The sequence below is a fragment of the Protofrankia sp. Cj5 genome (assembly GCF_917627405.1).
GTDB lineage: Bacteria > Actinomycetota > Actinomycetes > Frankiales > Frankiaceae > Protofrankia.
In genome coordinates this window covers 9322-15815 of sequence record NZ_CAKJTO010000105.1, presented here as the reverse complement: position 1 = coordinate 15815, position 6494 = coordinate 9322, and the positions used below count along the sequence as shown (strand labels likewise).

Below are 6494 nucleotides of genomic sequence, written 5' to 3'. Positions count from 1 at the left end.
TCTTCATGCTCCTGTCCAATTCGTGTTGTGTCGCGCGGCGCCGGACGGCTGCCTGCCGTTTCGCCGCGATGGTCGCTCTGTCCGGAGACCGCAGGTCCCAGACGACGCCGGCGCTGCCGAGCAGGGCCAGCGTCCAGCCGCTCAGATCTGGCTCCCAGGCACGGACGCCATGCCGATAGGAGCCCGGGAACGCGTGATGGTTGTTCTGCAGTCCCTCTCCGAAGGTGACGAGGGCTACCGGCCAGTTGTTGGCGCTGCGGTCGCCGGTGTCGAATGGCCGGCCGCCGATCATGTGGGAAATCGATCCGACGCACCAGGCGGCCTGGTTCGCCACGAACATCCGGGCAAGGCCACCAAAGACGAGGCCGGTCAGTGCCGACATGGCGGTCCGGCCGGCGGCGAACCCGATGAGTGCCGGCAGGAGCAGGCCAGCCAGCATCCAGAGCTGGTAGGTCCGGTGGTAGAAGAACAGCCGACGGTCGCGCATGATATCGGGCGCCCACAGGCTCCAGCTGGAGCTCTCGTCGCTGAGCATCCACGGCATGTGCGCGTGCCAGAGTCCACGCAGCTTGTTGCGGACACCTTCGCCATGCAGGTTCGGGGTGTGCGGATCGCCCGGTCCGTCGCTGAACCGGTGATGCCGGCGATGGGTGGTGACCCAGTACATGATCGGCCCCTGCCCGCCCATCGAACCACTGATCAGCAGGATCGCCTCGAAGAACCGCGATGTTTTGAACGTCTTGTGGGCGAGATAGCGATGAAAACCGATGGTAATGCCACCCATATGCACGAAGTACAACGCGGCGAACAGCACCAGGTCGATCGTCGCGTACATTCCGCTGGCCAGCAGGTAGATCGCGGCGACACAACCGAGTCCAGGCAGCGCCATCATGGTGAACGCGGTCACCCGTTTGATGCGCCGGCTGGCCGGGTCGAGCTTCACGATGCCCGCGGCGAGCGGTTCGGCCGTAGCCGAGGACATGGCAGTCCCCCTAAATATCTACTCGGAATCTCCGCGCGGACCGGATTTCTTCGGATACCGCACATCCCGGGCAAGACCTGCGACATCGAGCAGCTGGATGAACAGCCCGGCGATGTCGAGCTGCCAGCGGGTGTGCCGGGTCTGGGCCAGGGCCGGCTGGGCATGGTGGTTGTTGTGCCAGGAGCCACCGACGGAGAAAGGAGAGAGCAGCGAGATGTTGCGGCTGTTGTCCCGAGTCGGATTGGGTCGACGGCCCAGCGTGTGGCCGAGGGAGTTGACTCCCCAAGTCACCTGGTCAAGCAGGAAAATCCGGGCGAGCCCGCCCCACAGAAGCCCCCCGACGGCGCCGCGTGGGCCGTCGACAAGGCCCCCGATCAGTGCCGGCAGCGCAAGGCCGAGAACGATCCAGCCGAAATAGTACCGGTTCAGTCTCATGACGAGCCGGTCCCGCAGCAGGTCCGGCACGTTCCTGCTCCAGTTGGCCCGGCGGATCGTGAACAGCCAGCCGACATGGCCGTGCCACAGGCCGCGCAGCCGGGCGAGGCGACCGTCGCCGATCGGGCGAGGGGAATGCGGGTCGCCGTCCCGGTCGGTGAACGCGTGGTGGATCCGGTGGGTGGCGACCCAGAACAGGATCGGTCCCTGCGCCGCCATGCTGCCGGCGACCCCCAGGAAGCTGGTCAGCGCCGGCCCCGCGCTGAAGGCGCGGTGGGAGAAGAAACGGTGCAGGCCGCCCTCCACCCCCAACGCCGTCACCAGGTACATGCCGGCGAGCAGTCCGAGGTCGGTCCAGGTGAACCCGTACCGGATGGCGAAGACGATCGCCGCGACCACGCCGAGGGCCGGCAGCCCGACGGTGACGTAGGCCATTCTGCGGGCGAGGGCGTCGGTGTCCGGACCGGTACCGGCTGATCCGGGAGCGATGATCCGCGTCCCGGTAGCCCCGGTAGCCCCGGCGGGCAGCGGCCGGACGGCCGGCGCGGTGTCGGTACAGGAGGTCATGCCGGGCATCCCGTCACAGCCGGGATGGGCTCGCGGCCTGGTCCGTGGCCGGCCGTGGCCGTGGCCAGCAGCCCCTGGCGGTACGCCGACCGGGTGGCGTCGCGCCGGATCTTCCCGCTGGTGGTGACGGGGATGACACCGACCGGGCCGAGCTGGACGTCGGCAGGCCGGACGCCGTGGTCGGCCGTCACGGCCGCTACCACCGTGTCGCGGATCTCCGCAGCCAGCGCGGCAGCCTGTCGCGCTGTCCCCCGGATCTCGGCGACGATAACGAGCCGTTCGGTTCCGGTATCACCGTCATCGTCCACGGAGAAGGCCGCGGCACGCCGCAGTGCGGGGTGTGCCCCGCGCACAGAGCTTTCGATGTCCTGGGGATAGAGGTTACGTCCGGCGATGACGATCACATCCTTGATTCGACCGGTGATGAACAGCTCGCCGTCGAGCAGGAATCCGAGGTCGCCGGTACGCAGGTAGCGGCGCTCGGAGGTATCAGCCGGCGGAGCCGAGGAGGCCAGCCGGGCGGCGAATGTGTCAGCGGTCCGCTCGGGCTGGCCGAGGTACCCGGCAGCGACGTTCGGGCCGTGTATCCAGATTTCGCCCACGCGGCCGGCGGACAAAGGCCGCATGGTTTCCGGACTAACGATGACGACCTCATGGCCTTCCGCGACCACACCACAGCTCACGATCGCCGCGGCATTCCTGTCAGCCGCGCTGAGCGGGCGGGCGTGCCCGTGCTCGAGCGCATCCCGGTCGAGCCATTCGGTGCGGACCGTGCTGCCCGCGGCCCGGCCCGAAACAAACAAAGTCGCCTCAGCCATGCCGTAACAGGGAATGAGCACGGACTCCCGGTAGCCGCAGCCGGAGAACCGGTCCCGGAACCGATCGAGAGTGGCCCGGGAAACTGGCTCCGAGCCGCAGAAGACCTGCCGCAGCGAGCTGAGGTCCAGCGTTGCCAGCTCGTCGTCGGTGACTGTCTCAGCGCACAGGTCGAACGCGAAGTTCGGGCCGACAGAGATGGTCACCTTATTGTCGGTGATCGCCTTGAGCCACCGGTAGGGCCGTTGCACGAAGTGCGCTGGCGAAAGCATGACAAGTGGCCAGCCGCCGTGCAGAGCCAGCATGATCGTTCCCATCAGGCCCATGTCATGGTAGGGCGGCAGCCACGAGCAGCCAACCCGCTCCGGGTCAGCCCCCGTGTTGGCTTCGAGCGTCCGGCAGTTGCTGACCAGGTTCGCGTGGGTCAGCACGATGCCCTTGGGCTGGCCGGTCGAACCGGAGGTGTACTGCAGCAGCGCGGGTGTCGCCGGGCCGGCACCGAGACTGGGAAGATCCGCACCGTCCGTGACGGTGCGGTCCGCTGCCGCGCCCGGTGGGGCTGATCCGTGCGGCATGGCGACCGTGTCCTCGACGAACAGCCACACCGGGCGGGTTGTGGCCGGCGGAAGCCTGGCGGTGAGAGCGTCCGTCCGCCCCGCGAACCGCGCGTCGGCGATAACCGCGTCAGGTGCGCAGTCCCTGATAATCGACAGGAAGCGATCGGTCGCTCGGCGCCCGGTGGGCGGGAATGACGGCACCGCCGTCGCGCCCGCGGCGAAAATGCCGAACAGCGCGGCAATATAATGCAGCCCCGGATCGAGCGCGAGCATCACCCGATGACCTGCGAGCCCGTCACGCCGCAGTTTCTCGGCCAGCACTCCGGCGTGTACGGCCAGGTCCTGATAGGTCCAGTCGACGGCGTTGTCACCACTACCGTCCGGCAGGAAACGAAACGCGAGACGTGGTTGTTGCCGGGCACGAGCTGTAAGGATTTCACTCAACGAGGCACCTGGCCAGCAAACAGCAGGCTCCAAGTCGACTCCCCGAAATTTTTAGATCTGGAAATTAAATAAAATCATGCCATGTGCCTCGATCGGACGTCAATGCCTGCGATTCAAGTCCACACGAATCCCGCACATGATGTGCCAGGGAACAAGGAGAGCCGATCCAATTGTGCGCGGACACAATCCGACGCTGGGACGGCGGGAATCAGCTGGGTCGATCGTGCGCGACGATAAGATCATCAATCATTCACCGCGCCAGACGCTGGCAGCCCAGCGATGACCGATACCTGCTCCGACACCTTAAAATTACTTTCCGTAATAATTGGTACGCTCCGCAACAAGAGCCTGTTTCTGTCATGCTTCGATGCGCTGGCCTCCTCGATCCGCATGCCACCGTCGTGGCTGCCACCGTCACGCCGTCCCCGGCGCGCGGAGGCCGGGCCGGGCCCCATCCCCTGTTGGATAATGTTCACCGAGTCCAGCCGCTTCCTGATCGCCGCCGGATTTCGCTGCCACGCCACGGGGCCGCCAGGGGCCCGGAACTCCGTACCATCCCGCTGGGCGGGCGGACTCGGTTGCATAACAGGCGGACGCCGCCCTTTGGGTTCCGCCTGGTTGACTGATCGGATCACCATGCACAAAAACAGAGCGTAAAATCATGGCGTGCGCGTGGATGGTCTGCCGTTTTCCCGATGAAGTCGATACCTTTATAAATCCATCCGGCGGGGCGACAGGCCCGCGGATGTCAGCGCGCCACAAGCGGTCCCAGCCTTTCCTGCCGTACGACGACGTGTGATCGTGTGCGTGGTCGCGTCCTGCCGATAAGGAGCGGATACATGCCAACCGACCCGTTGCCTCCGACGGTGTTCACGCCGGCTGGGTGGGAGCAGGAGGCGGCAGGGGAGGACGTCGCATCGCTGCAGGAGCGCGCGCTGCACGCGCTGAAAGCGCGCCTGCCCGAGCTCGCGGAGGTTGTCGCCGCCTCGCTGCCTGCCGCGGAGCCGGCGTACTACGACGAAAGCATCCTGCCCCAGGAGCCAGCCCCGATGATCGGAAAATCCATCGAGAACGCCCTGGCGGCGCTACGCATCCCCGCGGATAAAACAGATAAAAGGGATAAACTGCTGGACTGGCCGCGCAGGGTCGGTGAGCGCTGCGGCCGGCAGGGGATGTCGGGCAAGGCTGTGCGGCGGGCATACGAGCTTGCTGGCAAAGCGGTCGCCAACGCGCTGACGCGGTGGACCGTCGAGGCCGATGTGCCCCTCCCCCGGGCCGCCGCGCTGCTCGACGATCTGTGGGACATCGTTGACGAGCATGCCGCCGCGGCGCTGGCCGCCCTGCGTGCGACCGAGATGGAGCTGCTGCGCGCGCAGACCGCCGACGTCCTGCTCGATGCCCTGCTCAACGGGGCAACCGACGCCAGCACCATCGCCGCGGTCGCCAGATCCTTCGCCATGCCCGAGCAAGGCCGCTACGCGGTCATCGTGCGGCGCCCAACCGAGGGCGGGCCGATCCTCGACCCCGTCGATCTGCCGGTACGCGCGGGTACCGCCCGGCTGATCTGGCGGCTGTACGGGGAGAGCGCGGTCGGCGTGGCGGTGCTCGGGACGCTGCCGGTACCGTCCCTGGCCGGCCGCCTGCCCACGAACGACGGTTTCCGGACCGGCGTGAGCATGGCGGTGACGGGGCTGGCCACGCTCGGCCGGGCCCGCCGGCTCGCGGAACTGGCCTCCCGGACCCTCCCCCATGGTCTCGCCATTCTGGAGGAGCAGCTCCCGGCCGCGATTCTGACCGCCCAGCCGGACCTCGCGCACGAGCTGAAGGTTCTTGTGCTGGCACCGGTGCTGGGCCTCGACCCGGTGAGCCGGGATCTGCTGCTGAACACGTTCGCGGTCTGGTTACGCTCGGACGGCTCGGCAGCGCAGGCCGCGACCGCGCTGTGCTGTCATCGGAACACCGTGCTGAACCGGCTACGGCGACTCGAACGGCTCACCCTGCGCTCACTGACCATTCCCCGGGATCTGGTCGAGCTGTCCCTGGCCCTGGAGGCGTTCCAGCTCCAGCGCCGCTCCATGGTCCCGCGCTGCCCGTCCTTCGGTGATCTCACCCCTTGGGCCGGGTCTCGCTGACGGGCCGTCCGGCCACGCACGCCACCGCCGCCGGCCTCGGGAACGGCCATCGTGGCGGTGCCCGGCGCGTCACCGGTGGCGGGATGGGCGAGAGCCCGCGCGGAAGGCACAGCCTGGAATTGAACTATGCGCCTTCGCTGTCCCGTGAGATGACGAGACCCCCGCGTCGGAGTCTTGGGATGGAGCTTACGACGCGGGGGTCTCACCTGGGAGCGTGTGTGAGATCGTCATTCCGGCTCGCCGCGCCCAGGCGCCCCTGGCCGCGTTGTCGGCCACACCGAGACAACTCATCCGGCATCGCTTCGGCCTTCCGCCTTGCCAGGGGGCACCTAGCCGCGGCTCACTGATCGAAAGCCCGATCTCACACACGCTCTGAGTGGCTTCGCCGCACATCGTTCCCGCGGGCGTGGTAGTGCCCGATGCCGATGGAGTGCCTGACGTCACCCCCGCTATCGGCCACGGCCCGCGGCGGCGGTAGCGAGATCACCGATCAGAGTGGAATAATACGGAAGGCCACCGGGGCATATCGTCAGCCGACGGCACGGCCGGCGGAGCCACTAA

4 protein-coding genes are annotated in these 6494 nt (G+C 67.5%); 1 reads left to right on the top strand and 3 read right to left on the bottom strand.

The genetic code is table 11. The features are described 5' to 3' along the window. The 3 genes from MJ777_RS18695 to MJ777_RS18685 all read right to left on the bottom strand — a co-directional run. Positions 1-982, bottom strand: a 982-nt coding sequence (locus tag MJ777_RS18695) for an acyl-CoA desaturase (RefSeq protein WP_239377293.1), incomplete at its 3' end; no start/stop codon positions are given. 18 nt (positions 983-1000) lie between these two features. After that, the gene (locus tag MJ777_RS18690; protein WP_370651746.1) at positions 1001-1852 is read right to left on the bottom strand and encodes an acyl-CoA desaturase; all 852 of its coding nucleotides are present in this window, start codon (positions 1850-1852) and stop codon (positions 1001-1003) included. Positions 1853-1980: 128 nt separating this feature from the next. Beyond that, the gene (locus MJ777_RS18685) at positions 1981-3801 is read right to left on the bottom strand and encodes a fatty acyl-AMP ligase (protein ID WP_239377291.1); all 1821 of its coding nucleotides are present in this window, start codon (positions 3799-3801) and stop codon (positions 1981-1983) included. An 839-nt stretch (positions 3802-4640) separates the two neighbouring features. Here MJ777_RS18685 and MJ777_RS18680 point away from each other — a divergent pair. Next, positions 4641-5933 (top strand): helix-turn-helix domain-containing protein, encoded by a 1293-nt coding sequence (locus tag MJ777_RS18680; RefSeq protein ID WP_239312977.1) that lies wholly within the window; start codon positions 4641-4643, stop codon positions 5931-5933. Positions 5934-6494: the final 561 nt, after the last annotated feature.

What these genes read in the sequence shown, in the direction of transcription:
- MJ777_RS18690 (WP_370651746.1), bottom strand. Translation starts at nt 1,852, where the DNA reads ATGGCCTACGTCACCGTCGGGCTGCCGGCCCTCGGCGTGGTCGCGGCG.
- MJ777_RS18680 (WP_239312977.1), top strand. Translation starts at nt 4,641, where the DNA reads ATGCCAACCGACCCGTTGCCTCCGACGGTGTTCACGCCGGCTGGGTGG.